Here is a 25,810-nt window from a genome sequence, read left to right on the forward strand (position 1 = left end):
TGAGCCGGCACGGAAAAATTCCCCGCTCGAAGTAGAACGGCTGGACCTGCCGGATGACGCTGCCCAACCGACCGACCCGCATCGTTGACGGGATTTCCCCGATCGGGGCACCTTGACGCCGCCGCGATCTCCTGCGGCTCTGAGACCAGCGACTGACGCCCGCCGCCCATGACCAAACCGCAGCACCCTGCCCTGGCGGCATTCGTCACCGCGTTGGCCGGACGCAACATGACCAGAGCGGCCCATGTGGCCGTGGCGCTCGGCATGAGCGCCATGGTGCTGTTGACGATGGACCCGGCCTACGAGGCTGGGCGGCGCTGGATCATCGCCCTGCTGTGGGGATGCCTTGTCTTTTTCGTCGTCGAATGGGCCGTTCGGGTTCAGCAGGCGGCGCGGGCGCATCGCGCCGCCGCTTACCTCATGTCGGGCCGGGGACTGCTGGACACGCTCTCCACCCTTGCCGTGCCGGTCGCGCTGGTCTCGGGCATGGAGGTACGCACCGCGTGGCTGCTGGCGGTCATCTGGGTGCTCAAGGTGATCCCCGGCGTCCCGGGCCTACGCCAACTCCGCCGGGTGCTCGTGGTCGAAGCACGCCCGCTGCTGTCGGTGCTGGTGCTGTTCCTGCTGGTGCTGTTTCTCGGATCGGTCGCCGAATACGCGCTCGAGCACGACGAGCAGCCGGCCACCTTCGGCACCATCCCGTCCGCGCTATGGTGGGCCGTCGCGACCCTCACCACCACGGGCTATGGCGACGTGGTGCCGATCACGCCGCTCGGGCGGGTGGTCGCCGCCACGGTGATGATCTCCGGCCTCGGCGTGTTCGGCCTGTGGACCGGCATCCTGGCCACCGCCTTCGCCGCGGAAACCCGGCGCGACAACTTTCTGAAGACCTGGGAATCGGTCAGCAGGGTACCGTTCTTCGCCAGCCTCGGGCCCTCCACGATCGCCGACGTCGCGCAGATGCTGCGCACCATCGACCTGCCGCCGCGCGCCACCGTGATCCGCAAGGGCGAACCGGGCGACTGCATGTATTTCATCGCCTCCGGCGAGGTCGAGGTCGACCTTCCCGGCAAGAAGGTCCGGCTCGGCGAGGGCGCGTTCTTCGGCGAGATGGCGCTGCTCGGGAACAACCTGCGCTCGGCCGACATCAGCACGACCGGGCTGTCGAAGCTGCTGGTCCTCGACCTCGTCGATTTCCGCGTGCTGATGGCACGCCACCCCGATCTGGCGCAGAGCATCGATGCCGAGGCCAAGCGCCGAACCATGGAGAACAGGACATGACGACCGGACGGACCACCCAGGTCGATGACGCGCCGAGCAAGCCGCTCCTGACCATCGACGGCGCCCGCGCCACCATTCGGCTCAACCGTCCGCGCCATCTCAACCGGCTGCAGCCGGAGGATCTCGGCGCGCTGCTGGCGCTGTTCGACCAGGTCGAGGCCGACCCGGCCTTGCGCGTGTTGGTGTTGACCGGCACCGGACGCGCCTTCAGCGCCGGCTTCGACCTTGGCGCCATCGGCGCAACGCCGGCGGATACGGCCGAGGCTTCCAGCCCGGCATTCGAGGAGGTCGTCGACCGGCTGGAGGACCTCGCCCTGCCGACGATCTGCCGGCTGAACGGCGGGGTCTATGGCGGCTCGACCGATCTGGCGCTGGCCTGCGATTTCCGGATCGGGGTCGACACGAGCGAGATGTTCATGCCGGCGGCGCGGCTTGGGCTGCACTACTACCCCAACGGCATCAAGCGCTACGTGTCCCGCCTCGGCATCGACAATGCGAAGCGTCTGTTCCTGACGGCGGAGAAGATCAACGCGGCTGAGATGCTGCGCATCGGCTATCTCACCGGCTTGGTGGCGGCCGATGCGCTCGATGCGGAGGTCGACCGGCTGGCGGCCATTCTGGCCGGCAACGCTCCGTCGGCCATGCGCGGCATGAAGCGCGCCATCAACGAATTTGCCCGCGGAGCCCTCGACGATGCGGCCGCTCGCCGCAGGCATCAGGACAGCATGAGTGGAGCCGAGATCCGCGAAGGCATGAAATCGTTTGCAGAGAAGAGGATGCCAAGATTCTGAGCGCAGCTGCGCTCCGAACTGATAAATTTTGCATGCAAACGTCTGTATCCAGCCGGTGTTCTTACACACGCTCAACGAACTATCGACCTAAACCTCCAATTTGCGGTTGACAGCTTTTTGTCCGTGGCTAGCTTGAACCGCGGGCGGAGACTTTCACATGCAAGTGATGGACGCGTATTGGGGACGACGAGCTCTGGAGTACGTCGATGCGATCGAGGCGTCGAAGACCAGCGCAAGCGTGCTCTCCCAGTTCGAGAAGATGATCAGCGACCTGGGCTTTCACGCCTACATCATGGCCGGCGTGCCGACCTCGGGCCAATCGCTGCAGCAGACCATTCTCGCCAACGGCTGGCCGCGGGAATGGTTCGACATGTATGCGCGCGAGCAATTCCACCGCTGCGATCCGATTCCGCGGCATTGCATCTCGACATTGAATCCATTCGCGTGGACGGAGGCGCCCTACGACCGCGAGGACGAGCCCGGCGCGCATGAGGTGATGATGCGCGCGAAGGACTTCCGGTTGAACGAAGGCTTCTGCGTTCCCATCCACTACGACGATGCCGTGGGCGCCGTCAGCCTTGCAGGCGAAAATCCGAATCTCGCCCCCGACGCGCGGGGCGCGCTGCACCTGATCAGCATCTTCACGCACAGCAGGCTGCGCGCATTGGCGCGCTCCGCCGCGAGCAACCAGAGCCGACGCCTGTCGCGGATCGAGGCCGAGGTGCTGAGCTGGGCGGCGCGCGGCAAGACCGCGTGGGAGACGGCGCGCATCCTCGGCGTCTCCGAACGCAACGTCCGTTGGCATCTGGAGGAGGCGCAGCGCAAGCTTTCGACCAAGAACAAGACGGCGACGGTTGCGACCGCTCTTGTCAACGGCGAGATCTCGATCTGATCTGGCGTTTCTCCCACTGGATCAATTCGAGCGCATCGGCAATCTGCAAACCCCAATTTGATTCAGACGACCGGGGGTTTCGATGCCTGAGATTCATGTCGTTCGAAAAGATAATCGCGCTCTGTACGAGAAATATTTCGATCCGTATTACCGGCTGCGCCACGAGATCTACGTCAAGCAGCGCAAGTGGATGGCGCTCGATCGTCCCGACGGGCGCGAGATCGATCAGTTCGACACCGAGGATTCGGTCTACCTGTTCTGCATCGACAACGGCCAGTTGATCGGCTCGATGCGCGCGGTGCCAACGCTGATGCCGACGCTGATGAGCGACATCTTCCCGTATCTGAATCTGCGCGGCACGATCCAGCGCCCGGACGTCTACGAGCTGTCGCGCATCTTCGTGATCCCCGAGCGCCGCGGCGAGCATGCGGGCCCGCGGATCGACATGCTGCTGCTGACTGCGATCATGGAGTACGGCATCTCGATCGGGTTGACAGGCTTTTCGATCGTGCTCGAAACCTGGTGGCTGCCGCGGTTCGAGAAGTGCGGCTGGAAGGCGCGGCCGCTCGGCGTACCTCACATGATGGATGGGATGTCGGTAATGGCCGTGCTCGTCGACTGCGATGAAACGACGTGGAAGTCACTCTGCAAGCAGATCGGCCTGACGCGGCCGACGCTGACGTGGCAAGGACTCGAAGACGTCAGCCGCCAGGCCCTGCCGGATATCTTTCTTCATCTTCCACGAGCCGCTCAGCCAGCGCAATGAGCTGTTCCCGGTGCCGCTTCAGCCTTAGCTTATGGAAAGCCTTCAAGAGGCGGTGACCAAGGAGCGTCGCCTCATCCACCTCGAGGACGTAAAGGTTGGAGGGCGTATTCATGGAATCCATCGCTGACACTTCAGGTTTTGAGCCGTGACTGAACCTTCAATCGAGAAGATCATCGAGCTACTACAATTTTGCATCGTTGACGCTCGGGCAATGCAACTCAAAATGTTGGAGAGGATTTTGTCAATATCATTGCTTGAAGCCCACGAGCTCAGGGAAAAATGCGCGCCCAAATCGGGCAACAGCAACCACTAGCGCTCCTGCACCGACCCTCGCCACCCCTCCGGTCCCTGCAGCAGTGAGCCTCGATTGGCAGATCGCGGACAAACTGTTGATTTCAGAGCGGCTTTCGATGTGAAGGTCGGGCAGGAGAGCGTGAGCATCGTTGCCGAAACGCGCTCGCCAAACGTGGACGACAGCTCGGCAAAATCATGGCACCGCCGCCCGAGCTGCTCCCTGTTCAGCAAACTCGGTTTACAAAAAGGGACTCGTGGGTCGTCTTGCCCCGTCCGGAGTCCCGCAAAACGGAACTCCACCGGCAACAAATACGCGCGCACGACTTACGGACGCGAAGTTATTCGTCGTGAAAACGGACCGTCTCGGCAACCGCGGCGCGGCTGGTGCGGTAGGAGTTCGCCTTGTGACCGAGATCGGGATAACCGAACGAGATGCCGCAGACCACCTTGCGGTCGTCACCTAATCCGAAATGCTGCCGCACCACGTCGGAATGAAATGCCAGCGCCGCCTGCGGCACGGTGGCGATGCCGAGCGCCTGCGCCGCCAGCATGAAGCTCGTGACGTAGCCACCGCAGTCGATCGCGCCGTAGGTGCCGAGCGCCTCGTCGCTGTGGATGATCGCCACATGCGGCGCGCCGAAGAAGTTGTAGTTCTGCAGCGCCTGCCGGGCATAGCCGGCCTTGTCGCCGCGCGGGATGTCGAGCGCGTTGTAGAGCTGGAAACCACTCTCGCGCCGCCGATCCAGATAGACGCCGGTGTATTCGCGCGGAAACGGGAAGTCGCCTGACGCCGGCTTGCCGCTGGAGGCCGCCGCATACATCACCTTCCGGAAAGCCTCAGTCGCCGGGCCCGACGTAATCTCGACCAGCCAGGGCTGGCTGTTGCACCAGGACGCGGTTTTCTGCGCCGCCGCCAGGATGCGCTCGATGGTGGCGCGCGGCACGGGCTCCGCGCGGAAGCTGCGGCAGGAGAAGCGCGCGGCCATCAGCTCTTCGAGAATGGTGATGGGATCTTGGTCTGACTTTGGCGCCGCTGATGACATGACAACCTTCCGTACAGTTCGATCGGAGGCGCTCGCGTTGTGCTCGCCCTCCACACCCCGTCATTCCGGGGCGGTCGCCGCGGCGGCCGCCCCCGGAATCTCGACATTGTTCAGAATAAACCCAAGCCGACATCGAGATTCCGGGTTCAAGGCCTGCGGCCTTGCCCCGGAATGACAGTCGTCGTGATGCCGTGGATTAGCTCCGCCCCTTGGTCGGCACCTTGTTGAACGGCACGTCCTTGTCGACACGGATATCGCCGGGCAGGCCGAGCACGCGCTCGGCGATGATGTTGCGCAGGATCTCGTCGGTGCCGCCGGCGATGCGCATCGAGGGCGAAGTCAGCAGCATCTGCTGAAACTGGCCCTGCGTCACCGCCTCGTCCGCGCCGGTCAGCACGCCGGCGCCGCCTTCGAGATCCATGGCATAGGTGGCGATGTCCTGCAGCATGACGCCGGCGACCAGCTTGCCGATGGAATTCTCAGGTCCCGGCCGCTCGCCCTTGGACAGCGCCGAGATCGCGCGATAGCTCGTGTATTTCAGCCCGCTGGCCTTGACCGCCCACGACGCCAGTTTCGAGCGCGTGGCGCGATCGTCGATCGCGAGTCCGCTCTCGGTCATCAGATTGGCGCAGAACTCGAACATCTCCGGGAAGCCGGTGGCGAGCCGCGCGCCGATCGACATGCGCTCGTTCATCAAGGTGGTCAGCGACACGTTCCAGCCGTCGCCGACCGCGCCGAGCCGCTGGCTGTCCGGGATCACCACGTCGGTGAAATAGACCTCGTTGAACTCCTGCATGCCGTTGGCCTGCTTGATCGGGCGGACCTCGACGCCTGGGCTCTTCATGTCCAGGAAGAACATCGTCAGGCCCTTGTGCTTGGGCACATTGGGATCGGTGCGCGTGATCAGCAGGCCATAGTCGGAATAGTGCGCGCCCGAGGTCCAGATCTTCTGACCATTGATGAGCCAGTCGTCGCCGCGCTTCTCGGCGCGGGTGCGCAGACCCGCGACGTCGGAGCCGCCCGCCGGCTCGGAGAACAGCTGGCACCAGATCTCCTCGCCGGAAGCGAGCTTGGGCAGATAGCGCCGCTTGTGCTCTTCGCTGCCATAGGCCATCACGGTCGGGCCGCACATGCCCTCGCCGATCTGGAACGGCTGCGTCAGCTTGCCGTAGACGCCCTCCTCCTGCTGCCAGATCACGCGCTCGATCGGGGTCGCGCCACGGCCGCCATACTCCTTCGGCCAGTGCAGGCATGCCCAGCCGGCAGCGGACTTCTTCTTCTGCCAGGCCTTGCCGACCTCGACGATGTCGGCGTGCTTGAGCCGGATGCGGCCGAGCGAGGAGCTCGCCAGTTCCTCCTCCAGCTCCTTCGGCGCGTTGGCGGCGACCCAGGCGCGCGCGGTCTCGCGAAAAGCAGCTTCCTGCGGGGTGTCGTCGAAGTTCATGGTCGCTCTCTTTCCGGTTCGTCATTCCGGGGCGCGCGCAGCGCGAACCCGGAATCTCGATCTGATGACTTCTAGATTCCGGGCTCGCCGCGTTCCGCGGCGCCCCGGAATGACAGCAACTATGCGCGTCCCTTGGTCGGCACCTGATTGAACGGCACGTCCTTGTCGACACGTATGTCACCCGGCAACCCGAGCACGCGCTCGGCGATGATGTTGCGCATGATCTCGTCGGTGCCGCCTTCGACGCGGGTGCCGGGCGCGCGCAGCAGCATCGCCTGGAATTTTCCGGCGAGCTCAGCCTCCGGGCCGCTCAGCACGCCGGCGGCGCCCTGCAGGTCCAGCGCGTAAGCCGCGACGTCCTGGATCATTGGTCCGGCGACGAGTTTGCCGATCGAGTTCTCAGGTCCCGGCCGCTCGCCCTTCGATAGCGCCGAGATGGCACGGATGCTGGTGTATTTCAGCCCGCTCGCCTTCACCGCCCAGTTCGCCAGCTTTGAGCGAACGTTGCGGTCCTCGATCGCGGGCCGATCATCGAGCATGACGTTCGAGCAGAAGTCGAACAGCTCCGGGAAACCGGTGGAGACACCGGCGCCGATCGACATGCGCTCGTTCATCAGCGTTGTCAGCGCGACGTTCCAGCCGTCATTGACGGCGCCGAGTCGCTGCGAGTCCGGGATCACGACGTCGGTGAAATAGACCTCATTGAAATCGGAGTGACCGCTGGCCTGCTTGATCGGCCTGATCTCGACGCCCGGACTCTTCATGTCCAGGAAGAACATGGTGAGCCCCTTGTGTTTCGGCACCGTGGGATCGGTGCGCGTCAGCAGGATGCCGTAGTCGGAGTAATGCGCGCCGGAGGTCCAGATCTTCTGGCCGTTGATCACCCAGTCGTCGCCACGCTTCTCGGCTCGGGTGCGCAAACCAGCGACGTCGGAGCCGCCAGCCGGCTCGGAGAACAGCTGGCACCAGACCTTCTCCCCCGACGCGAGCGGCGGCAGATATTCACGCTTATGCTGCTCGGAGGCGTAGGCCATCATGGTCGGGCCGCACATGCCGTGGCCGATGATGAACATGCCGGAGAGCTTGCCGAACGGCCCTTCCTCCTGCTGCCAGATCACGCGCTCGATCGGCGAGGCGCCGCGGCCGCCATAGTCTTTCGGCCAATGCAGGCAGGCCCAGCCGGCCTCCGCCTTCTTCTTCTGCCAAGCCTTGGCGACGTCGAGGATGTTGGCGTCCTTCAGCGCGACGCGGCCGAGCGAGGTCGCGCGCAGCTCGTCCTCATACTGCTTGGGCGCATTGGCGGCGATCCACGCGCGCGCCTCGGCGCGAAACGCGGCCTCCTGCGGGGTGTCATCGAAATTCATGGCGAATCCCTTTCAAATCGTCATTCCGGACGACCCGCAACGCGGGTCGATCCGGAATCCAGAGGTTGGTGATCTCGAGATTCCGGGTTCGCTCGCTCCGCGCAAAATGGCATGGCCATTTTGTCGCGCGCGAGCGCCCCGGAATGACGGGCTTGGGTCACGCCGCATTGCGCTTGCGCATGCGGTCGATCAGCTGGTCCTCCCAATAGGACAGACTGCCGAGACCGAGCGCGAGCGCGTTGGCGCGGCGGTAGTACATGTGACAGTCGAACTCCCAGGTGAAGCCCATGCCGCCATGGACCTGGATGTTGTTCTTGGCACAGTGCTGATAGGCCTGCGTCGCGCTGATGCGCGCCGAGGCCGCGGCCTCCGGCAATTCCGGCGCATTGGTCGAGAGCGCCCAGGCGCCATAATAGGAGTTGGAGCGCGCCAAGGTCGCGGACACATACATGTCCGCGAGCATGTGCTTGACCGCCTGGAACGAGCCGATCGGCCGGCCGAAGGCGATGCGGTCGAGCGCGTAGTCGCGGCCCATCTCCAGCGCGCGATCGGAGCCGCCGACCTGCTCGAAGGCGATCAGCACCGCGGCGCGATCGAGCACCTGGGTGATGATGCTCCAGCCCTCGCCGGCGGCGCCGAGCGGCTCCGCCTTGCAGTTCTTGAAGGTGAGCTCGGCCTGGCCGCGCGTCGGATCGAGATTGGTCAGCGCCTTGGCTTCGACGCCGCCCGCCTTGGTGTCGACCAGGAACAGCGAGATGTCGCTGTCGCGGCCGGTCGAGCCGGTACGCGCGGCAACGATGATGAGATCGGCGATGGCGCCGTCGGCGACCGGCTTCTTGGTGCCGTTGAGCACGCCGTTGGCGGCTTCACACTTGATCGCTTTGGGCGACGGATTGCCGGTGCCCTCGAACAGCGCCAGCGTGCCGATTGCCTCGCCGCTCGCTATTTTCGGCAGCCAGGTCTGCTTCTGCGCATCGCTGCCAGCCAGCATCAGCGCCTCGGCGGCGAGATAGACCGTGGACGAGAACGGCACCGGCGCCAGCGCGCGGCCGACCTCCTCGGCGATCACGCAGAGCTCGAGATGGCCGGCGCCCGCGCCGCCATATTCTTCCGGAATGGCCACGCCGAGGAAGCCCATCTCGGCAAAGCCCTTCCACAGCGCGCGGTCATACGGCTCCTTGCCGTCGAGCACGACACGCACCGCCTTGGACGGACACTTCTCGGCGAGGAATTTCCGCGCCTGGTCCCGCAGCTGCTTCTGGTCGTCGGAGAAATCGAAGTTCATGGCCTCACCTGCTTCCTGATCGTCATTCCGGGGCGGTGCGCAGCATCGAACCCGGAATCTCGATCTGATTTATCTCTGGATTCCGGGTTCACTCGCTTCGCGAGTGCCCCGGAATGACGGTTTCAAAATGCGTCATCACAGCACGATCACGTCGCTGTCTGGCTCGGCCGCATAGAGCCGCTCGACCAGCGCGGCGCGACGCTCGAGGCCGGCGCGCTGGTTGATGTAGCCCTTGTCGGTCAGCTCATGGCCGTCGATCGAGGGCGGCTCGACCATCAGCATGGCGCGGGCGATGCGCCGGCTGGTCGCGCCCTCGCACTCGCGGTTATGAGCTTCGATACCGCGGCGGACGCAGTCGATGACGGCCGGATGCTTCACCACGTCCTCGAACGTCGCGTTGGGATCGCCGACCAACTGGCGGCAGGCGTGCAGATTGGGCCAGGCCAGGAGACCGACATATTCGCGGTCCTGCCCCGTCACCAGCGCATCGTGGATCGCCGGCGTTGCGGCTGCGATCGCATCGGTGCGCAGCGAGCCGACATGGACGAAGGTGCCGGTCGTGAGCTTGAAATCCTCGACCACGCGGCCGGCGAAGATGATGCCTTGCGTCGGATCATTGGGATCGACGAACACGCCGGCATCGCCGATGCAGTAGAACCCTTCCTCATCGAACGCCTTCTTCGTCAACTCGGGCTGACCGAAATAGCCGGGCATGACGTTGATGCCGCGCAGGCGCAGCTCGTACTTGTCGCCGGTCGGCACCATCTTCAGCTCGACGCCGGGGAACGGCAGGCCGATGAGGCCGACCCGCTCGGTGTTCCAATAGGTGCCGGTCGAGGTCGGCGCCGTCTCAGTCGAGCCCCAGCCGGTGTAGAACACGATGCGCTCGCCCGTGGTCTTCACCGCCAGCGCCTGCATCCGCTCATAGAGATCGTCAGGCAGCCGCGCGCCGCCATAGGCCATGATGCCCAGATCCTTGAAGAAGGAGCGGCACAGCGCGTCGTCCTTTTCCATCGCCGCCGCGAGCGCCGCATAGCCGGCGGGGACGTTGGCGTAATAGGTCGGCGAGACCTCGCGCAGGTTCCGGATGGTTTCGTCGAACATGCCGGGCATCGGCCGGCCGTCATCGATGTAAAGCGTGCCGCCCTCGATCAAGAGCGGATTGAACAGCGCGTTGCCGCCCATGGTGTGATTCCACGGCATCCAGTCGAGCACGGTGGAGATCGGCGCCTCCGGTCCGCGCGGGCGCGTCTGCATCATCATCGCCGCATTGGCGCACATCATGCGCTGGGTGTTGATGACCGCCTTGGGCATGCCGGTCGAGCCGGAGGTGAACAAGAGCTTGCCGACGGTATCCGGCGTGATCTGCGCGATCGAGGCATCGACCTCGCCGGTGACCGGCGTCGCGGCGAGATCGGCGAAGCTGACGCTGGGGATGCCCTCGCACGGACGCACGACATGAATGACGGTGACGCCGTCGAGATCGAGCGCCTTCAGCGCCTTCTCGAAGGTCGGGCCGTCCTGCACCATGACAACGCCCGGCTTCACCAGCCCGAACAGATATTTGAGCTTGAGATGATCATGGCTCATCAGTGAATAGGCCGGCGACACCGGAGCGGCCGGCGAACGGGCTTGCATCGCGGCCATGGTGATGAGCGCATGCTCGATCGAATTGCCGGAGAGGATCGCGACCGGGCGGCCGTCGAGTTTCAGATTGAGCAGACCCTGCGTCAGCCCATCGACGGTGCGCTTGGCCTCGGCATAGGACAGCTTGCGCCACCGACGATCGGGGCCGCTGCGTTGCGCGAGCCAGGTCCGCGTCGGCGCCTCCTTGGCCCAGCGGGCGAGCGGCGCCGCCAAATGCGGCTCATAGGCCTGCAGCGGAATGCGCGACTTGATGACGATGACGCCGTCACCGCGCCTGATGACATCGATGTCGCGCGCCAGCCAATTGACATTGCGGAATGCCGGCTTCTCCAGCACCTTCGCTGCCGTCCCGTCCATTTTGCGTCTCCCGAAATATCGTCCTTTGCGGATCTTGATATCTAGCGGTTGGTATAGACCGGCTTTCGCTTCTCGAGGAAGGCTTGAATGCCTTCCTTGAAATCCTCCGAGCGGCTGCACAGCACCTGGTTGCGGTCCTCCATGGCGATGACGGCTTCGATCGACGAGGCGTCGACGCTCATGTTGAGACATTCCTTCGAGAGTCGAAGTCCGACCGGCGAGGCCATCATCATTGCGTCGATGAACGGCGCGGCCGCGCTATCGAGCATGTCGTCCTCGACGATCTCCGACACCAGTCCGACCATCAGCGCGCGCTCGGCTCCGATAAAGCGGCCGGTGAGGATCAGCTCGGATGCGACGGAGACGCCGACGAGGCGCGGCAGGAAGTAGCTGGTGCCGATGTCGCAGCCCCCTAAGCCAAGCTTGATGAAGGCACAGTTCATCCGCGCCGAGCGGCTGGCGATGCGGATATCGGCCGCGAGCGCCAGCGCAAAGCCGCCGCCGGCGGCCGCGCCCTGCACCAGCGCGATGATCGGCTGCGGACAACGCCGCATCAGCATCACGATATCGGCGATGCGCCGCTGCGAATCCAAGGACTCGGTGACGCCAGGGGGCTCATTGACACCGCCGCGCCGCTGCATCGCGGCTTTCAGATCGAGCCCGGCGCAGAAGTTCTTGCCGGCGCCCTTCAGCACGACGACCCGCGTGGTACGATTGCGCTGCAGGCTTTCGAAATAAGCATTGAGCGCGTCGATCAGCGCCGGATCGAGCGCGTTGAGGCTGTCCGGACGATTGAGCGTCACCCGGTCGACGCCATTGTCGTGCTCGATCAGCAGCGGTTGGGACATCGCGCGCTCCACCCTTAGTATCATCCCGGCGAACGCCGGGATCCATAGCCACCGGCTTGTGTTGTACCTACGGCGTCTGTCAGATTGCCTGTTTCAAACGCCGCGGAGTATGGGTCCCGGCGCAAGGCCGGGACGACAGCGGAGCTTGCCGCTAGCGCGGCGCCATGCGGATGGCACCGTCGAGGCGAATGGTCTCGCCGTTCAGCATCGGGTTCTCGACGATGTGGACGGCGAGGTTACCGTATTCCGAGGCGTCGCCAAGACGGGCCGGATGCGGCACCTGGGCGCCGAGGCTCTTGCGCGCCTCCTCGTTCAGGCCCATCAGCAGCGGCGTCAGGAACAGGCCGGGCGCGATGGTGTTGACGCGGATCTTCTGGCTGGCGAGATCGCGCGCCGCCGGCAAGGTCAGACCGACGACACCGCCCTTCGAGGCCGAATACGCGATCTGTCCGATCTGGCCTTCATAGGCCGCGACGCTGGCCGTGTTGATGATGACGCCACGCTCCTCGCCGACCGGCTCGGCGGTGACGAGGCGCTCAGCAAACAGCCGCAGCACGTTGAAGGTGCCGATCAGGTTGACGTTGATGATGCGGGCGAACTTCGCGAGCGGATAGACGCCGTCCTTGCCGACGATGCGCTGCGAGCCGCCGATGCCGGCGCAGTTGACCAGCACGCGGGCGACGCCATGCGCCGCCTCGGCCTTGGCGAGGCCGGCCTTGACCTGCTCCTCGTCGGTGACGTCGGCATGAATGGCGACGCCCTTCAACTCGGCGGCAACCTTCTCCGCATTCTCCTTGCTCTGGTCGAGCACGGCGATCTTGGCGCCCTTGGCAGCCATGGCGCGCGCCGTGGCGGCGCCCAGGCCCGAGCCACCGCCGGTGATGAGAACGGCAACGTTGTTCAACTGCATAATACGCTTCCTCCTTGGACGTCTTTTTGTTTGCGAATAGCGAATGGTGAGTAGCGAATAGGGCGAATCTCTATTCGCTACTCCCTATTCGCCATTCGCCCTCTTCAATATTCCGCCGCAGATCAGCGCCTCCATGTGGGCGATGTACTGACGGCAGACATCATCGGTGACCGGGCCGACGCCGATCGCGCGCGACATCGCGTGGCGGCCGAAGAACAGATGATCGCAGGCGCCGATCAGGCTGGTATAGAACAGCACCGGATCAACGGCGCGGAACTCGCCCTTGGCGACGCCCTCCTCGATCAGTCGGCGATGGAAATCCAACAGCGGCGCGACGAAGAACTTCGACACTTCATCCGCGGCTTCGGCGCTGCTCTCGTGCAGCAGATAGTGGATCAGCCGGTTCATGTAGGGAAACCGGTGATAGGCGCGGATGATGCCGCTGATGTGCAGCTTGAGCTTGGCCGTCGGCGCAAGCGGCTGCGCCAGCAGATAATCGAGATTGGCGACCTCGGTCGCAGCATCGCGGGCGAGCAGCGCCAGCAGCAGCCCGTCCTTGTTGCCGAAATGATATTTGACCAGGGCGGCGTTGGCGCCGGACTTCTGGGCGATGTCGCTGAGCGAAATTTCGATCGAGGACCTCTGAATCATCAGCTCGCTCGCTGCGTCCAGCAGCTTCTCCGCGGTGGCATTCCGTCCCGCGGGAAGCTTTTCCGGCACGCTGTTCTGAAGCTGAGGTCCCAAGACGCATCTCGCAATTGATTGCGGCAGATAAGCCGAAGCCGGAGTTGATCTCAAGAGTTAATTGATCGATTGACTAACCGACATTGGAGCATTTAAATCGCGCGCAATCACGAACACCAAGTCTAGGGAGGACACGTCATGGCGGAAGCCTACATCGTCGCAGCCGCACGCACGGCCGGCGGCCGCAAGGGTGGCCGTCTGGCCGGCTGGCATCCGGCCGATCTCGCCGCGAAGGTGCTGGATACGCTGGTCGAGCGCTCCGGCGCCGCGCCGGACCAGGTCGAGGACGTGATCATGGGCTGCGTGATGCAGACCGGCGAGCAGTCCACCAACATCGCGCGCAATGCGGTGCTGGCGTCGAAGCTGCCGGAGAGCGTGCCCGGCACCTCGATCGACCGGCAGTGCGGCTCGTCGCAGCAGGCGCTGCATTTCGCCGCGCAGGCAGTGATGTCGGGCGCGATGGATGTCGTGATCGCCGCCGGCGTGGAATCCATGACACGGGTGCCGATGGGCCTGTCATCGACCCTGCCGGCGAAGAACGGCTTCGGGCACTACAAGAGCCCTGGCATCGAGAGCCGCTATCCGAACATCCAGTTCAGCCAGTTCACCGGCGCGGAAATGATGGCGGAGAAGTACGGTCTCTCCAAGGATGAGCTCGACGAATACGCCTATAACAGCCATCAGCGCGCGATTGCCGCCACGCAAGCAGGCCACTTCAAGGACGAGATCATCCCGCTCGAGATCACCCGTGCCGACGGCTCGACCGACACCCACCACATCGACGAGGGCATCCGCTTCGACGTCAGCCTCGACGGCATCAGAAACGTCAAGCTGATCGCCGAGAACGGCAAGCTGACGGCGGCCACGGCCAGCCAGATCTGCGACGGCGCGTCCGGCGTCATGGTCGTCAACGAGCGCGGCCTGAAGTCGCTCGGCGTCAAGCCGCTGGCCCGCGTCCATCACATGACCATGATGGGCGGCGATCCCGTCATCATGCTGGAGGCGCCGTTGCCGGCGACACAGCGCGCGCTGCAGAAGGCCGGCATGTCGATCGACGACATCGATCTTTACGAGGTCAACGAGGCCTTCGCCTCGGTGCCGACCGCGTGGCTGAAGACCACCGGCGCCGATCCGAACCGCCTCAACGTCAATGGCGGCGCGATCGCGCTCGGCCATCCGCTCGGCGGCTCCGGCACCAAGCTGATGACGACGCTGCTGCATGCGCTGAAAGCCCGCAACAAGCGCTATGGGTTGCAGACGATGTGCGAAGGCGGCGGCATGGCGAACGTGACGATCGTGGAGCGGCTGTAGTCCTCGCTACAGCAATGGTGTCGTCCCGGCCTTGCGCCGGGACCCATACTCCCACGTGTTCGTGGTCGAGCTGAGCTGGACCTCCAGCTCGCTTCCCAATTTCATTCGGTGGTTATGGGTCCCCGCTTTCGCGAGGACGACAGCCATCCTGATCAAGCGGTGTGCCCTCATGACCCACCCCTCCATCCACGCCCGCAGCCATCCGGACAAGATCGCCTATCAGATGGCCGGCAGCGGCAAGGCCATCACCTATCGCGAGCTCGACGAGCTCTCGAATCAGGGCGCGCAGCTGTTTCGTGCGCTGGGCCTGAAAGCCGGCGACCATATCGCCTTCCTGATGGAGAACCGGCTGGCATTCATGGAGATCGCCTGGGCCGCGCAGCGCTCCGGTCTCTACTATACCGCGATCAGCCGCTATCTTACCAAGGACGAGATCGCCTACATCATCAAGGATTGCGGCGCCAAGGTCTTCATCACCTCGCCGAAATGCGCCGAGCAGGTCCGCGATCTCGTGAGCGGCACGGACGGCCCGCTGTTCTTCATGGTCGATGAGCCCGAGCCCGGCTTCCGCTCCTGGGATAAGGAGGCTGGTGCCCAGCCGACGACGCCGATTGCCGACCAGGTCGCCGGCTATGACATGCTGTACTCGTCGGGCACGACGGGACGGCCGAAGGGCATCAAGAAGGACTTCGAAGGCAATCCGATCGATCAGCCGAACCAGTTCCTGCGCGTGCTCTGCGCCGACATGTGCGGCATGAACGCCGACAGCATCTATCTGTCGCCGGCACCGCTCTATCACGCTGCGCCGCTGCGCTTCAACATGATGGTATCCGTGCTCGGCGGCACCTCGATCATCATGGAGCATTTCGACGCCGAGGAGTTCCTGAAGCTCGTCGAGACATACAAGGTCACGCAGTCGCAGCTTGTGCCGACCATGTTCGTGCGCATGCTCAAGCTGCCGGAGGACGTCCGCAAGCGCTACGACGTCTCGACCTTGAAGGGTGCGATCCACGCCGCAGCGCCCTGCCCGGTCGACGTCAAGGCCAGGATGATCGAATGGTGGGGTCCGATCCTGATTGAATATTATGCCGGCTCCGAAGGCAACGGCGTCACCGTCTGCACCTCGAAACAGTGGCTGGAGCACCGCGGCAGCGTCGGCCGTGCCGTCGTCGGCAAGATCAAGATCCTCGGCGAGGACGACCAGGAGCTGCCCATCGGGGAGATCGGCTCGGTCTACTTTGCCGACGCACCTGTGTTCTCCTATCACAACGATCCGGAGAAGACGAAGCGCGCTTATAACGACAAGGGCTGGTCGACCCTCGGCGATGTCGGCTATCTCGATGCCGACGGCTTCCTCTATCTCACCGACCGCAAGTCCTACATGATCATCTCCGGCGGCGTGAACATCTACCCGCAGGAGACCGAGGACGTCCTCATCACCCACCCGGAGGTGGCCGACGTCGCGGTGTTCGGCGTTCCCAACGAGGAGATGGGCGAGGAGGTCAAGGCGGTGGTGCAGCCGCACGACATGGCGCGGGCCGGCAAGGCGCTCGAAGAGCAATTGATCCTGTTCTGCCGCAAGCACCTGTCACCGATCAAATGCCCGCGCTCGATCGACTTCGAGCCGGAACTGCCGCGCACGCCGACCGGCAAGCTGGTCAAGCGCCACCTGCGCGAGCGCTACTGGCCGAAGAAGGGCGCGGCGTAGCTCCAATAACGGTAGCTGTCGTCCCGGCCTTGCGCCGGGACCCATAGCCACCGCAGCCGATGATGCGAAGGGTATAAGCTCCAGCTTGGCGCCACATGAGCGCCTGTGGTTATGGATCCCGGCTCGCGCTCGCTTCGCTCGCTTGGCCGGGACGACGCGAGGAGAGTGCACGCCATGTCCCAGTCCCTCCCCCCGCTTCCCCTCCCACCCACGATCCGCTCGCGCTTCGTCGACGGCATCAACGGCCTGCGCATGCACGTGCTGGAAGCCGGCTTCGAAACGCCCGGCCGCCCCTGTGTGCTGCTGCTACACGGCTTTCCCGAGCTGGCCTATAGCTGGCGCAAGGTGATGCCGGCGCTGGCCGCCGCCGGATATCACGTGCTGGCGCCAGACCAGCGCGGCTATGGCCGCACCACGGGGTGGAGCGCCGACTATGACGGTGATCTCGCGCCGTTTCGATTCACCAATCTGGTGCGGGATGCGCTCGGCGTGGTCTATGCATTCGGCCATCGCCATGTCGCGTCTGTCATCGGCCACGACTTCGGCAGCCCCGTCGCGGCGTGGTGCGCGGTGATCCGCCCCGATGTCTTTCGATCGGTCGTGATGATGAGCGCACCGTTCCCGGGGCCACCGGCAGCACCGTTCGACATCGCCGGTCATCCCCTCGCGCCGCAGGAGGATCCCGTGCATCGCGAACTGGCCGCGCTGCCGCGGCCGCGCAAGCACTATCAATGGTACTACGCGACGCGGCAGGCCAATACGGACATGCATCGGGCGCCGCAGGGACTGCATGACTTCCTGCGCGCCTATTACCATCACAAGAGCGCGGACTGGGCGGGCAACGCCCCTTACCCTCTGCAGGCCTGGAGCGCGACCGAGCTCGCGAAGCTGCCGACCTACTACGTGATGGACCTCGGCAAGACCATGGCCGGGACCGTCGCCGAGGAGATGCCAGATGCGGCGGCGATCGCGGCGAGTCGCTGGCTGCCGGACCATGAGCTCGCCGTCTACACCGCCGAATATGAACGAAACGGCTTCCAGGGCGGACTGCAGTGGTACCGCTGCGGCACGTCCGGCCTGTTCGACGCTGAATTGCAGACGTGGTCGGATCTCACCATCGACGTTCCGTCTGCATTCATCTCCGGCCTGCAAGACTGGGGCATCTACCAACGGCCCGGCGTGTTTGAGGCGATGCAATCCCGAGTGTGCACCAACATGATGCTGTGCGAGCTGATCGATCGCGCCGGTCATTGGGTGCAGCAGGAGCAACATGAACGAGTCAATGAGCTCCTGTTAACGTTCCTGAACAGACTGACAGCCTGATTTCGGACGCCGTTTCGAACTATCAGGCGAATCGAGGAACGAACATTCGGGGTTGACGTTTCTGCATCCGGGCGATGCGCATCAGGAGATGATTTATGGATAAGAAGATCGCAGGCTTGTTGGGCGCGGTCGCCGCTGTCGGCGCGCTCGGCACGGCGCAGGCGTCGGCGGCGCCCGCCCCGACCAATGTCCTGAAGGCCAATTCCTACGCCGACCTGCTCGAGCCGATTCCGAACGCCGCCAAGGTGCTTCAAGCACTCGACGAGCAGGGACCGCCGACGGCCGAGCCGAAGGTTCAGCTCGCGCAATGGTACCATCACCACCATCATCATCACCATCACCACCATGGCTACTGGCGCGGCTATGGCTATGGCTACGGCTATGGTCCGCGCGTCTACGTGGTGCCGCCGCGGCGCTGGTATCACCACCATCACCATCATCATCACCATCACTGGTACTACGATCGCTACTGATCGCATCGCGATGATGGTTTGACGGGGCGCCGGCCGCGAGGTCGGCGCCTCTTTCATGTCAGCAGGGCGTCCTCACGATTTGCGCGCCTTCTCCTTCGCGGCGCGATGCAGGTGGCGGTAGGTGCCGTCGAACACCGTATCGGTGCTCGACACCCATTCGGTGTCCTTGGCGAGGACCGGCCGGCTGGCATGGATCCGGCGTGACTGCAGCTCGCGTTCCGCCGCCTCGTCGGGGCTCATCGGCTCGACGGTGAAGTTCGCCTCCTCGGGAATCACGATCACCTGCGCGAACGGCTCGCCGGGGCGGAAGATGTGGGTCCGGCCCTCGGCAGGCGCCTTGAACACGCAGAAGAACAGCATCGGCCAGAAACTGCGCACCAGCGCCGGCACGGCGATCGGGCAGGTATCTGTGCGGTCGGTATAGAATCGCGGATGCGGCTCGGTCCGGATCGCAAAGCCGTTGGGCACCTTGAGATCGAGCAGGATCTGGTAGGTGTAGAAGGCATCGCCGAAATTGCGGAATGGCGGCCATTGCAGGCTCGGGCTCGGCGGCTCGCCCCAGTCGCCGGACAGCTCCAGCTTGCCGTCGCGCGTGGTGACCTGCAGCTCGAAGTCGTAGGGATAAAACAGCTCGATGCCATATTGCGCACCTTCCGAGAATGGTACGCAATGCCAGACCTGCTCATGCGAGCCATTCGCGCGTGGCTGGCGTTCGCCCGCCCAGCCCGGGATGTCCATCCGGGTGCGGCGCGGCGCCAACCCTGGATCGTTGAGCCGATATTTGACGCTGTCCATTGGAACTCCTTAGGTGGCTGAGCGGAACGCGACGACGGACTATCCTCGCAGTTCCATGACTGGAGCTTGAATGCGACGTCACGAAAGGGTTTGGCGACCAATCAGCGGCCGGAGTTTGACCGCAGTGCAGCAAATCCATATAGACTTTAGAAACGTTCTAAACACTCGAATGTTGAGAGCGAAAGATCCGGGGACCTTGGAATGAAGAACTTCGCCGACCTCACCGAGCGCGAGATCCTGGCAATCGCGATCTCGGCCGAAGAGGAAGACGGCCGCATCTATATGAGCTTCGCGGAGGATCTGGCGGAACGCTATCCGGATTCGGCCAAGCTGTTCGAGCAGATGGCCGAGGAGGAGAAGGGCCACCGCCACATGCTGCTCGAGCTCTATGAGGAGCGCTTCGGCAAGAACCTGCCGCCGATCCGGCGCGAGAACGTCAAGGGCTTCATGCAGCGCCGGCCGATCTGGCTGACCAAGAACCTGTCGCTCGACGCCATCCGCCGCGAGGTCGGCACGATGGAGTTCGAGGCCGAGCGCTTCTACGCCAAGGCCGCCGAGCAGGCCAAGGACGTCGGCGTGCGCCGGCTGCTCGGCGATCTCGCCGAGGCCGAGAAGGGCCACGAGAAGGTCGCGGCGAAACTGACCGACAAGATCCTCAGCCCGGACGTCCGGCACAAGGAGGACGAGACGCGGCGGCGCGTGTTCGTGCTGCAATATGTCCAGCCCGGTCTCGCCGGCCTGATGGACGGCTCGGTCTCGACGCTGGCGCCGCTGTTCGCCGCCGCCTTCGCCACACATCAGAACTTCCAGACCTTCCTGGTCGGTCTCGCCGCCTCGATCGGTGCCGGCATCAGCATGGGCTTTGCCGAGGCGCTGTCCGATGACGGCTCGCTGACGGGCCGCGGCTCGCCGTGGCTGCGCGGCGCCGTGTGCGGCGCGATGACGACGCTCGGCGGATTGGGGCACACGATGCCCTATCTCGTCCCGGACTCCTGGACCAACGCGTTCTGGATTGCGACCGCGATCGCCAGTCTCGTCGTGTTCTTCGAGCTGTGGGCGATCGCCTACATCCGCGCGCGCTACATGGACACGCCGTTCCTGCAGGCGGTGTTCCAGATCGTGCTCGGCGGCATCATCGTGCTCGGCGTCGGAATTCTCATAGGAGCGGCCTAGCATCCGCACCCCGGCGTCTTGCGAAACGTCCAGCCGCGAGGCTGATGGCGCCAGACCGATCACAACGGAAAACTCGTCATGACGCCACGCTTGCATTACGGCACGCCCGCGAAGATTCTGCACTGGCTGGCGGTGGCGCTGCTCGCCATCCAGTATCCGATCGGCTGGCTGATGCCGGACCTGCACGCGAACACCCCCCCCGGCGCGCCGATGATCCTGCACATCTCGTTCGGTCTCACCATCCTCGCGCTGATCCTGGTGCGCTTCTTCTGGCGGCTCACCCACCCCGTCGCACCGGAACGGTCACTGCCGCCCTGGCAGCGGCTGAGTTCGGAGGTCGTGCACTGGATGCTCTATGTGATGGTGCTGGCGAGCACCATCACCGGCTGGCTGTTCGCCTCCTTCCGCGGCTGGAGCGTGTCGTTCTTCTTCCTGCTTCCGGTGCCCATGCTGGCCGCGCGCAACCCTGCCGGTAACCGCGCCATCGACGGGCTGCACCAGGCCTCCGAATGGCTGCTGCTGATCCTGATCGTCGTTCACGTCGCCGCCGCGATCGCGCACGTCTCCATCTATCGCGACCGCGTCATGCAGCGGATGCTGCCGGGCTAGAGGATAGTCCGCAATTTTGGTCAAGCGATCGCCATCCGCATCGGATAAGACTCCCGGCAAACATCGCACCGGGAGGATCGACCTTGGCCGCACCGCAATGGACGTTCGCAACCGCCGTCGACACGGCGAAGGCATTGGCAGATCGTCAGACCTCGTCGGTGGAGCTGACCAAGCTCGCCATCGACCGCATCGAACGTCATGACTCCGAGATCAACGCCGTCTGCGTGCGCGATTTCGAGCGCGCGCTCGCTGCCGCTGACGTCGCCGACGCGGCGCTGGCACGCGGCGAACGGCGGCCCCTGCTCGGCCTTCCGCTCACGGTGAAGGAATCGTACAACGTCGCCGGCCTGCCGACGACCTGGGGTTTTCCGCAGCATAGGGATTTCATCGCGGCCGAGGATGCGCTGACGGTGAAGCGCGTGAAGGATGCCGGCGGCATCGTGCTCGGCAAGACCAACGTGCCGCTCGGGCTCGGCGACTGGCAGAGCTACAACGACATCTACGGCACCACCAACAATCCCTACGATCTCGGCCGCACGCCAGGCGGTTCGTCCGGCGGATCGGCCGCGGCACTGGCGGCCGGCTACGGCTCGCTGTCGCTCGGCTCCGATATTGGCGGCTCGCTCCGGGTCCCCGCGTTTCATTGCGGCGTCACCGCGCACAAGCCGACCTACGGCCTCGCGGCCTCGCGCGGCCACACGCCACCGCCGTTTCAGCCGCTGCCGGGCGAGGCGGACCTCGCCGTCGTCGGCCCGATGGCCCGCTCGGCCGCTGATCTGTCGCTGCTGCTCGATGTGATCGCAGGCCCCGACCCGCTCGAAGCCGGCAAGGCGTTTCGCCTCGACCTGCCGCCGCCGCGCCACGGTCGCCTGCAGGATTTCCGCGTGCTGGTGGTCGCGAGCGATCCGCTGCTGCCGACCAACAGCGCCGTGCGCGGCGCGATCGAGCGGCTGGCGGCCGACCTCGCACGGGCCGGCGTCAGCGTCACGACGGAGAGCCCGCTGCTGCCGGACTTCGCCGCATCGAGCCGGCTCTACATGCGCATGCTGCTCGGCTTCATCGGCGCCACCATGCCGGCGGAGGTCCACGCCGGCGCCAGCCACGCGGCCGCGCAATTGCCGAAGGAGGCTGCGAGCCTCGCGGCCGAGCGGCTGCGCGGCATCGCGCTCAGCCATCGCGACTGGGTGCAGGCCGGCGGGGCGCGGGCGCGGCTGCGCGCGCAATGGCGAACGCTGTTCGAGCACTTCGATGCCGTGATTTGCCCGATCATGCCGACGCCGGCCTATCCGCACGACCATTCGCCCGACCAGGAGCAGCGCCGCATCAGCATCGACGGCGTCGAGCACTGCTACACCGATCAGCTCGCCTGGCCGGGCATCGCCACCTTGCCCGGACTGCCCGCCACCGCGATTCCGCTTGGGCTTGCCGACGGCCTGCCGGTCGGGGTGCAGATCGTCGGCCCGTTCTTCGAGGACCGCACGCCGCTCAAGCTCGCCGAGCTGATCGAGCGCGAGTTCGGCGGCTTCGTTCCGCCGCCGCTGTTTGCGGACTAGTTCGCGATCGGGCTTCTTCAACAACGCCTCGCCAAATTCCGCCGTCGTCCTACATCGTCATGGCCGGGCTTGACCCGGCCATCCATCTTCCAGAGAGGATGGATGCCCGGGTCAAGCCCGGGCATGACGGGTAACTAATAGGCAGACCCGCCGAACCTCATCACCTGCCTCACACCCGACCACCCACCTCACGCATCGAAGATGATCACGCTGCGCAGCGTCTTGCCGGCTTTCATGTTGGCAAAGCCCTCGTTGATCTCGGACAGCTTCAGCTTGGCGGAGATCCAGTCCTCCAGGTGCAGCTTGCCGCGCAGGTAGAACTCGATGAGGCGGGGCATGTCGACGCGGAAGTGGTTGGAGCCCATCGACGAGCCCTGGATGCGGCGCTCGCGCAGGAAGTCGAAGCCGTGCAGCTCGATCTTCTGGCCGAACGGGATCATGCCGACGATGGTCGCGGTGCCGCCGGGCGCCAGCATCGCGAAGGCCTGCTCGGCGGTCTCCTTGCGCCCGAGCACCTCGAAGGCGTGATGCACGCCGCCCTTGGTGAGCTCGCGCACCTGCGCCACGACGTCGCCCTCAGTGGGATTGATGATGTCGGTCGCGCCCAGTTTCGTCGCAAGCTGCAGCTTGGCCGGATTGGTGTCGATGGCGATGATGCGGCCCGCGCCCGCGATCTCGGCGCCGTTGATCGCAGCCATGCCGACGCCGCCGCAGCCGATCACGGCCACCGTCTCGCCGGCCTGCACCCGCGCCGTGTTGACGACGGCGCCATAGCCGGTGATGACGCCGCAGCCGATCAGCGCCGCGAGGTCGAGCGGCATGTCCGGGCGGATCTTCACGATCGCATTCTCGTGCACCAGCATCTGCTCGGCAAAGGACGAGAGGTTGAGGAACTGGTGCAGCTTCTCGCTTCGGCCCCATGACAGCCGGTTGGAGGCGCCGGGCGGCATCTTCACCGTCGTATCGGTGCACAACACCGGGCGGCCCGTCGTGCAGTTGTCGCAGGTGCCGCAGAACACGGACAAGCACGTGACGACGTGATCGCCCGGCTTCACGTAGGTCACGTCGGCGCCGACCTGCTCGACGATCCCAGCCGATTCATGGCCGAGCACGGCGGGCAGCGGATGCGGATACAGGCCTTCGATGAAATGCAGGTCGGAATGGCAGAGACCGGCCACCGCCGTGCGGATGAGCACTTCCCGCGGCCCCGGCTTGGGCACACTGATGTCCTCGATCACCAGCGGCTTGTTGACCTCCATCAGCACGGCGGCTTTCATTGGCGTTCTCCCGATCTTGTTTGTTGTTGGTCGCGGCAAGCCTACGCCGCTGATAGCAGTTCGCCAACCTCCTCCATGTCAGCGGTACGTTCGCCGAGCAGCAGTGTCGCGATCGCATCATCCACCCTATTTTCCGCAAGCCGGAACGGATCGGACGGCGTCAGCCGGTGCGCGACGATGAGCTTCGCCAGCAACAGCCTGCGCGCGTCGCCGCGCATCGCGTGGATGCGCGCGCTTTCCCAGGTCGTCGAGACGGCGCTCGCCACGTGATACAGCAGGCTGGTGGCGCGGCGCGCTTCGGACTCATTGTCGGCGCGTCCCGCGACCTCGCGCGCAAAGCCCACGGCACGACCCACGAGTCGATGCAACTGATCCCGCCAGGCCTGCGGCACGGCGGCGCTGTCGTCGAGCCGCGCATGCAGGTCGGCTGCCAGCGCGGCCTCCGCACCGTGCCGGCCCACGGCGCGCTTCAGCGCATCGAGCGCGACGATGTTGCCGGTGCCCTCCCAGATCGAGCCGAGATGGGCGTCGCGCAGCAGCCGCGCGGTGACGAACTCCTCGACATAGCCGATCCCGCCGCGCATCTCCAACGCATCGCCGCAGACCTTGCGCGCGTCGCGCGTGGCACGGAATTTCAATGTCGGCGTCAGGATGCGCAGCAGCGCCGCGGCCTCCTGGCTGCCGGCCTCGGCACGGTCGAGCGCGTCGGCGGTGAGGAAGCTCAGCGACAGCGCCTGCTCGGTCGCGAGCAGGATCTTCAGCAGTTGCCGCCGCCCGAGCGGCAGGTCGACGATGCGTTTTCCGAACACCACGCGGTTGCGCGCCACCGTGATCGCATCGTGCCAGGCCCGCCGCATCAGCGCCGTCGACTTGACGCCGTTGGAGAGACGCGACGAGTTGACCATCTCGGCCATCTGCACGAAGCCGCGATCGAGCCGCCCGACCGCATAGGCGATCGCGCCCTCCAGCTTGATCTCGCCCGAGGCCATCGAGCGGGTGCCGAGCTTGTCCTTGAGGCGCACGATCCGATAGTGGTTCTGGCTGCCGTCATCGAGGAAGCGCGGCATCAAGAACAGGCCGACGCCGCGCGTTCCCGCTTCGGCACCTTGCGGCCGCGCCAGCAGCATCACCACTTTCGCATCGGCATTGGAGCAGAACCATTTCTCGCCATGCAGGCGCCAATGGTCGCCCTCCGGGACGGCGACCGTCGTCAAAGTGCCGACATCGGAGCCGCCCTCCTTCTCGGTCATGAACTGGCCACCCTGGGTCAGCTTTCTCATGTCGGTCTGCGTCAGGCCATCGAGGTACTTGGCCTTGAGCCCGTCGCTGCCGAAGCTCGCCAGCAGCTTGGCGCAGCCATCGGTGACATTGATCGGACAGCCCAGACCGAACTCCGCCTGGTTGAACAGGAAGGTGAAGGCGTGCTTTGCCGCGACGGGATATTTGCTCGGCCAGCCGAGAATGCCCTTGCGGATCGACATCGCATGAATGCCGAACTCGCCAAAGGCGGCGCGCTCCAGCTCGCGATACGCGGGATGATACTCGATCCATTGCACGTCGCGGCCGAAGCGGTCGCGCTGGTGCAGCACGGGGCCATGACGGTTAGCCAGGCGGGCGCATTCGTCGAGATAGGAGCCGGCGAGCTCGCCGAGACGGTCGAGATGCGGCACGAGGTGCCGAAACAGCGCCTCGGGCAGATGGATGCGCAGGAGATCGGTGAGCGCCGGATCGGCGCGATAGAAGTTCAGCCCCGTGGTATCGGGCGCCAGCAACTCCGGCCTCGCGCCGCCGGTCATCACGTCATCGCGTTTCAGGAACTGATGCATGATCGTTAAGCCCTCGTTCGTTTCCGCAAGTCTCTGATGGACTCTTCGACAGGTTGCGCCTGATGGGATACACAACAAGCAGCGGCGTGCGCCGAA

General features: G+C 65.0%; 22 protein-coding genes. 11 read left to right on the forward strand and 11 right to left on the reverse strand.

What is annotated here, in order from left to right; translation table 11 throughout:
- The first annotated feature begins 168 nt into the window (after positions 1–168).
- The 4 genes from QW881_RS20425 (at position 169) to QW881_RS20440 (ending at position 3,730) form a co-directional block, all read left to right on the forward strand.
- Complete coding sequence (locus QW881_RS20425; RefSeq protein ID WP_315753563.1) at positions 169–1,281, forward strand: cyclic nucleotide-gated ion channel; 1,113 nt, start codon at positions 169–171, stop codon at positions 1,279–1,281.
- Positions 1,278–2,072 carry an enoyl-CoA hydratase/isomerase family protein gene (locus QW881_RS20430; RefSeq protein ID WP_315753565.1) on the forward strand — a complete coding sequence of 265 codons (795 nt, stop codon included), beginning with the start codon at positions 1,278–1,280 and terminating at the stop codon, positions 2,070–2,072. Before QW881_RS20425 ends, QW881_RS20430 begins: the two co-directional genes overlap by 4 nt.
- 157 nt (positions 2,073–2,229) lie before the next feature.
- Complete coding sequence (locus tag QW881_RS20435) at positions 2,230–2,964, forward strand: LuxR family transcriptional regulator (protein ID WP_315753567.1); 735 nt, start codon at positions 2,230–2,232, stop codon at positions 2,962–2,964.
- A gap of 82 nt (positions 2,965–3,046) precedes the next feature.
- The gene (locus QW881_RS20440; RefSeq protein WP_315753569.1) at positions 3,047–3,730 is read left to right on the forward strand and encodes an acyl-homoserine-lactone synthase; all 684 of its coding nucleotides are present in this window, start codon (positions 3,047–3,049) and stop codon (positions 3,728–3,730) included.
- A gap of 632 nt (positions 3,731–4,362) precedes the next feature.
- On the opposite strand, the gene QW881_RS20445 is transcribed toward QW881_RS20440, so the two are convergent.
- The 8 genes from QW881_RS20445 to QW881_RS20480 all read right to left on the reverse strand — a co-directional run bounded on the left by QW881_RS20445 (position 4,363) and on the right by QW881_RS20480 (position 13,666).
- Entirely contained in the window at positions 4,363–5,010 is a 648-nt protein-coding gene (locus QW881_RS20445) for a nitroreductase (RefSeq protein ID WP_315753960.1), read from the reverse strand.
- Positions 5,011–5,263: 253 nt separating this feature from the next.
- A complete protein-coding gene (locus QW881_RS20450) occupies positions 5,264–6,511 on the reverse strand; it encodes an acyl-CoA dehydrogenase (protein WP_315753571.1) in 1,248 nt (415 codons plus the stop codon).
- Positions 6,512–6,630: 119 nt separating this feature from the next.
- Positions 6,631–7,875 carry an acyl-CoA dehydrogenase gene (locus QW881_RS20455; protein ID WP_315753573.1) on the reverse strand — a complete coding sequence of 415 codons (1,245 nt, stop codon included), beginning with the start codon at positions 7,873–7,875 and terminating at the stop codon, positions 6,631–6,633.
- Positions 7,876–8,032: 157 nt separating this feature from the next.
- On the reverse strand, positions 8,033–9,160 hold the full coding sequence (locus tag QW881_RS20460) for an acyl-CoA dehydrogenase family protein (RefSeq protein ID WP_315753575.1): 1,128 nt from the start codon (positions 9,158–9,160) through the stop codon (positions 8,033–8,035).
- Between the two features lie 135 nt (positions 9,161–9,295).
- Entirely contained in the window at positions 9,296–11,164 is a 1,869-nt protein-coding gene (locus tag QW881_RS20465; protein ID WP_315753577.1) for an AMP-binding protein, read from the reverse strand.
- A gap of 41 nt (positions 11,165–11,205) precedes the next feature.
- Positions 11,206–12,012, reverse strand: coding sequence for an enoyl-CoA hydratase/isomerase family protein (locus tag QW881_RS20470; protein WP_315753579.1), 807 nt, complete (start codon positions 12,010–12,012; stop codon positions 11,206–11,208).
- 151 nt (positions 12,013–12,163) lie between these two features.
- The gene (locus tag QW881_RS20475; RefSeq protein WP_315753581.1) at positions 12,164–12,922 is read right to left on the reverse strand and encodes an SDR family NAD(P)-dependent oxidoreductase; all 759 of its coding nucleotides are present in this window, start codon (positions 12,920–12,922) and stop codon (positions 12,164–12,166) included.
- An 84-nt stretch (positions 12,923–13,006) separates the two neighbouring features.
- Positions 13,007–13,666, reverse strand: a complete 660-nt coding sequence (locus tag QW881_RS20480; RefSeq protein ID WP_315753583.1) for a TetR family transcriptional regulator — start codon at positions 13,664–13,666, stop codon at positions 13,007–13,009.
- A 138-nt stretch (positions 13,667–13,804) separates the two neighbouring features.
- Between QW881_RS20480 and QW881_RS20485 the strand changes: the two genes are divergently transcribed.
- The 4 genes from QW881_RS20485 to QW881_RS20500 all read left to right on the forward strand — a co-directional run bounded on the left by QW881_RS20485 (position 13,805) and on the right by QW881_RS20500 (position 18,481).
- A complete protein-coding gene (locus QW881_RS20485) occupies positions 13,805–14,977 on the forward strand; it encodes an acetyl-CoA C-acetyltransferase (RefSeq protein ID WP_315753585.1) in 1,173 nt (390 codons plus the stop codon).
- 169 nt (positions 14,978–15,146) lie between these two features.
- Complete coding sequence (locus tag QW881_RS20490; protein WP_315753587.1) at positions 15,147–16,685, forward strand: acyl-CoA synthetase; 1,539 nt, start codon at positions 15,147–15,149, stop codon at positions 16,683–16,685.
- 252 nt (positions 16,686–16,937) lie between these two features.
- Positions 16,938–18,008, forward strand: coding sequence for an alpha/beta hydrolase (locus QW881_RS20495; protein WP_315753962.1), 1,071 nt, complete (start codon positions 16,938–16,940; stop codon positions 18,006–18,008).
- A 95-nt stretch (positions 18,009–18,103) separates the two neighbouring features.
- A complete protein-coding gene (locus tag QW881_RS20500) occupies positions 18,104–18,481 on the forward strand; it encodes a hypothetical protein (protein WP_315753589.1) in 378 nt (125 codons plus the stop codon).
- A gap of 72 nt (positions 18,482–18,553) precedes the next feature.
- On the opposite strand, the gene QW881_RS20505 is transcribed toward QW881_RS20500, so the two are convergent.
- Positions 18,554–19,276 carry a hypothetical protein gene (locus QW881_RS20505; protein ID WP_315753591.1) on the reverse strand — a complete coding sequence of 241 codons (723 nt, stop codon included), beginning with the start codon at positions 19,274–19,276 and terminating at the stop codon, positions 18,554–18,556.
- Between the two features lie 201 nt (positions 19,277–19,477).
- On the opposite strand from QW881_RS20505, the gene mbfA reads away from it, so the two are divergent.
- From mbfA to QW881_RS20520, 3 genes are all read left to right on the forward strand, one after another.
- Entirely contained in the window at positions 19,478–20,449 is a 972-nt protein-coding gene (mbfA, locus tag QW881_RS20510) for an iron exporter MbfA (RefSeq protein WP_315713729.1), read from the forward strand.
- Positions 20,450–20,527: 78 nt separating this feature from the next.
- Positions 20,528–21,058, forward strand: a complete 531-nt coding sequence (locus QW881_RS20515; protein WP_315753593.1) for a cytochrome b — start codon at positions 20,528–20,530, stop codon at positions 21,056–21,058.
- 83 nt (positions 21,059–21,141) lie between these two features.
- The gene (locus QW881_RS20520) at positions 21,142–22,611 is read left to right on the forward strand and encodes an amidase (protein ID WP_315753595.1); all 1,470 of its coding nucleotides are present in this window, start codon (positions 21,142–21,144) and stop codon (positions 22,609–22,611) included.
- 188 nt (positions 22,612–22,799) lie between these two features.
- Here QW881_RS20520 and QW881_RS20525 read toward each other — a convergent pair whose 3' ends face one another.
- The gene (locus QW881_RS20525) at positions 22,800–23,888 is read right to left on the reverse strand and encodes a Zn-dependent alcohol dehydrogenase (RefSeq protein WP_315753597.1); all 1,089 of its coding nucleotides are present in this window, start codon (positions 23,886–23,888) and stop codon (positions 22,800–22,802) included.
- 41 nt (positions 23,889–23,929) lie between these two features.
- Entirely contained in the window at positions 23,930–25,714 is a 1,785-nt protein-coding gene (locus tag QW881_RS20530; RefSeq protein WP_315753599.1) for an acyl-CoA dehydrogenase family protein, read from the reverse strand.
- Between the last annotated feature and the right edge of the window lie 96 nt (positions 25,715–25,810).

It is taken from the genome of Bradyrhizobium sp. SZCCHNS3016, from assembly GCF_032484535.1.
GTDB lineage: Bacteria > Pseudomonadota > Alphaproteobacteria > Rhizobiales > Xanthobacteraceae > Bradyrhizobium.

Bases quoted from the DNA above. Each gene is read 5' to 3' on its own strand.
- QW881_RS20425 (WP_315753563.1), top strand. From the start codon at position 169: ATGACCAAACCGCAGCACCCTGCCCTGGCGGCATTCGTCACCGCGTTG.
- QW881_RS20430 (WP_315753565.1), top strand. From the start codon at position 1,278: ATGACGACCGGACGGACCACCCAGGTCGATGACGCGCCGAGCAAGCCG.
- QW881_RS20435 (WP_315753567.1), top strand. From the start codon at position 2,230: ATGCAAGTGATGGACGCGTATTGGGGACGACGAGCTCTGGAGTACGTC.
- QW881_RS20440 (WP_315753569.1), top strand. From the start codon at position 3,047: ATGCCTGAGATTCATGTCGTTCGAAAAGATAATCGCGCTCTGTACGAG.
- QW881_RS20445 (WP_315753960.1), bottom strand. From the start codon at position 5,010: ATGGCCGCGCGCTTCTCCTGCCGCAGCTTCCGCGCGGAGCCCGTGCCG.
- QW881_RS20450 (WP_315753571.1), bottom strand. From the start codon at position 6,511: ATGAACTTCGACGACACCCCGCAGGAAGCTGCTTTTCGCGAGACCGCG.
- QW881_RS20455 (WP_315753573.1), bottom strand. From the start codon at position 7,875: ATGAATTTCGATGACACCCCGCAGGAGGCCGCGTTTCGCGCCGAGGCG.
- QW881_RS20460 (WP_315753575.1), bottom strand. From the start codon at position 9,160: ATGAACTTCGATTTCTCCGACGACCAGAAGCAGCTGCGGGACCAGGCG.
- QW881_RS20465 (WP_315753577.1), bottom strand. From the start codon at position 11,164: ATGGACGGGACGGCAGCGAAGGTGCTGGAGAAGCCGGCATTCCGCAAT.
- QW881_RS20470 (WP_315753579.1), bottom strand. From the start codon at position 12,012: ATGTCCCAACCGCTGCTGATCGAGCACGACAATGGCGTCGACCGGGTG.
- QW881_RS20475 (WP_315753581.1), bottom strand. From the start codon at position 12,922: ATGCAGTTGAACAACGTTGCCGTTCTCATCACCGGCGGTGGCTCGGGC.
- QW881_RS20485 (WP_315753585.1), top strand. From the start codon at position 13,805: ATGGCGGAAGCCTACATCGTCGCAGCCGCACGCACGGCCGGCGGCCGC.
- QW881_RS20490 (WP_315753587.1), top strand. From the start codon at position 15,147: ATGACCCACCCCTCCATCCACGCCCGCAGCCATCCGGACAAGATCGCC.
- QW881_RS20495 (WP_315753962.1), top strand. From the start codon at position 16,938: ATGCACGTGCTGGAAGCCGGCTTCGAAACGCCCGGCCGCCCCTGTGTG.
- QW881_RS20500 (WP_315753589.1), top strand. From the start codon at position 18,104: ATGGATAAGAAGATCGCAGGCTTGTTGGGCGCGGTCGCCGCTGTCGGC.
- QW881_RS20505 (WP_315753591.1), bottom strand. From the start codon at position 19,276: ATGGACAGCGTCAAATATCGGCTCAACGATCCAGGGTTGGCGCCGCGC.
- mbfA (WP_315713729.1), top strand. From the start codon at position 19,478: ATGAAGAACTTCGCCGACCTCACCGAGCGCGAGATCCTGGCAATCGCG.
- QW881_RS20515 (WP_315753593.1), top strand. From the start codon at position 20,528: ATGACGCCACGCTTGCATTACGGCACGCCCGCGAAGATTCTGCACTGG.
- QW881_RS20525 (WP_315753597.1), bottom strand. From the start codon at position 23,888: ATGAAAGCCGCCGTGCTGATGGAGGTCAACAAGCCGCTGGTGATCGAG.
- QW881_RS20530 (WP_315753599.1), bottom strand. From the start codon at position 25,714: ATGCATCAGTTCCTGAAACGCGATGACGTGATGACCGGCGGCGCGAGG.